This is a genomic window from Crocosphaera watsonii WH 8501 (assembly GCF_000167195.1).
Classification (GTDB): Bacteria; Cyanobacteriota; Cyanobacteriia; order Cyanobacteriales; family Microcystaceae; genus Crocosphaera; species Crocosphaera watsonii.
The window spans coordinates 1-2,304 of the sequence record NZ_AADV02000308.1; the positions used below are offsets into that span (position 1 = coordinate 1).

Consider the following 2,304-nt stretch of genomic DNA (forward strand, 5'->3'; position numbering starts at 1 on the left):
AGAAGTTTGGAGCTAAACTCTCAGTAAGCTGTGTAGATAACTATGTGTTTCTAGACAAAATAAGTTGGGAAAACTTCAATGAATCTTGTCATTTAAAAGAACAAGTAGAAAAGTATAAAGAAACGTTTGGCTATTATCCCGAATCCGTCCATGTAGATAAAATTTATCGAACTAGGGAAAACAGAAATTGGTGTAAGGAAAGAGGGATAAGAATCAGTGGTCCGAAGTTAGGAAGACCTCCGAAAAATGTCAGTGAAGAAGAGAAGAAACAAGCCCACTCCGATGAATGCTTCCGTAATGCTATTGAGGGAAAGTTTGGACAAGCTAAACGAAGATTTAGCCTAAATCTCGTGATGACAAAACTCCCTGAAACCTCCATTACATCTATTGCTATTACATTTTTAGTTGTCAATCTTTCTAAACTTCTGAGGCAGTTTTTGTCGCTTTTTTTGTCCTTATTTACTAATAATAGAACAGGGGAACTCATTAAACCGCCTTTCATTAATTTTGATTATACTTTAAACAATTTTTATGTACTAAAACTTATTGATTTGTCAGAAAATTCTTGGTCAAAAGTGGCATAAATTTTGGAGAAACTTTTTCAGCAAACCCTAAATACTCACCAAAATTAGCGGGGGATGAAATCCGACCAATAAATTAACGCAAAGCAACGATTTTAATTCTAGCGTTTTTGGGTAAACTATGTTATAATCAATTTATCCGAGGTCGAAGGTTAATAAATGCTAGTTGTAGAAGCTAAACTTAAAAACGGAACACCACAGCAATACCATAAACTAGATGAAGCCATTAGGACATCGCAGTTTGTGCGTAATACCTGCGTTCGTTATTGGACGGATAATAAGGGCATAACCCGTAATGACCTCCAAAAACTTTGCTCTACATTAGCTAAAAATAAAGACACACCTTGGGTAACTTTATTAAACTCTCAAGCCCGTCAATCCGCTGCTGATAGGGCATGGCAATCAATTAACAGGTTCTACCAGAATTGTCGTGCCAAGATATCAGGGAAGAAAGGGTTTCCTAAGTTTAAAAAATATAGTCGTTCTGTTGAGTATAAACTAACGGGGTACAAGCTATCCGATGACAGACGCAAAATCAAGTTCACTGATGGGTTTAAAGCAGGAGAATTTGATTTATGGTGTAGTCAGAGAACGTTAGTTTATTATTCAGAACAACAGATTAGGCGGGTAAGAGTTGTGAGACGTTGTGATGGTTCTTATTGCCAGTTTCTCATTGATGTAGAACGTCAACAAAACCATGAACCAACGGGACAAGTAACAGGAATTGATCTGGGCTTAAAAGAGTTTTATACTGATGCTCAGGGAAATACTGTTGACAATGCACGCTATTTAAGGAAATCAGAAAAGCGTCTTAAAAAGGCACAAAGACCATTATCAAAACGTTTCCGTAAAGGCAAGAAACAGTCTAACAACTACCACAAGCAACGTAACTGCTCACCGCAACAAAAAAGTCTTATTGAAAAGCACTACAAACAACATCAGTTGAGTCAACAAAAATATAAGCCCTGTGATTTAGCGTAAAATTTAAGCTAATTTATTACGGCTATTTTAATGACTAACATTCCCAGAATCAAGTCTTTTAAAAACCTCAAATAAAAACAACAATATGAGAAAAAAAATAGTAAGATAGTTTTTTGTTAGCGGAGATTATCCGCTAACCCTGTGTATTTTTGTGCAGAGAGATAGGGGGATCAAGAAAAATCTATCCCCCATCGGCTCCGGAGCCTTTTACATCTCTAATCCTGGGGGACTCCGACCAGCTAATGAAAATAATTCGCATAATTGGACAATGGCATTTTGCCCCTGTAATCTCATGGTCTCTAAAAAACTGAACATTTGGGTGACTAACTCTGCACCCCAGTCGCTTCTTGCTCCCCCACTTACTTTGCGGTGAATGACAATGGGACGTAAAGCTCTCTCAGCATCATTATTATCTGGTTTGACTTCAGGATAAGTTAGAAAGGTGAACCACTCTTCCCAATGACGTTTGAGACGGTTAATCAATCTTTGTGCATCATAAGGCCATCCTTTTTTGGGAGTTGCTTTAAAAATCTTTTGCAGTGAGTTCTCGACTTCTGTTCTTTTGGAGCCTAAGTCTTCAAGGGTTAAATTTCGAGCATGATAATGACGATAATGGATACGGGCGGTTGCTAAAACTTGCTGTACATTCGGCAGCAAATTCTCGATTCCGTTGAAAACGAATGGTTTTAAGGGACTCTAAATCCTCTTCTAAATGTGCCCGACATTTCTTGTTGGGCCATCC

1 protein-coding gene and 2 pseudogenes are annotated in these 2,304 nt (G+C 37.8%); 2 read left to right on the forward strand and 1 reads right to left on the reverse strand.

Annotated elements, in window-relative coordinates; genetic code table 11:
- Together CWATDRAFT_RS31195 and CWATDRAFT_RS31200 are read left to right on the forward strand one after the other, a co-directional pair.
- Positions 1-584 (forward strand): IS5 family transposase (locus CWATDRAFT_RS31195; protein WP_007308669.1); only part of this gene is annotated, 584 nt, incomplete at its 5' end.
- Positions 585-740: 156 nt separating this feature from the next.
- Positions 741-1,469: pseudogene (locus tag CWATDRAFT_RS31200) on the forward strand (RNA-guided endonuclease InsQ/TnpB family protein); the annotation flags it as partial.
- Positions 1,470-1,769: 300 nt separating this feature from the next.
- Here CWATDRAFT_RS31200 and CWATDRAFT_RS31205 read toward each other — a convergent pair.
- Positions 1,770-2,304: pseudogene (locus CWATDRAFT_RS31205) on the reverse strand (IS66 family transposase); the annotation flags it as partial.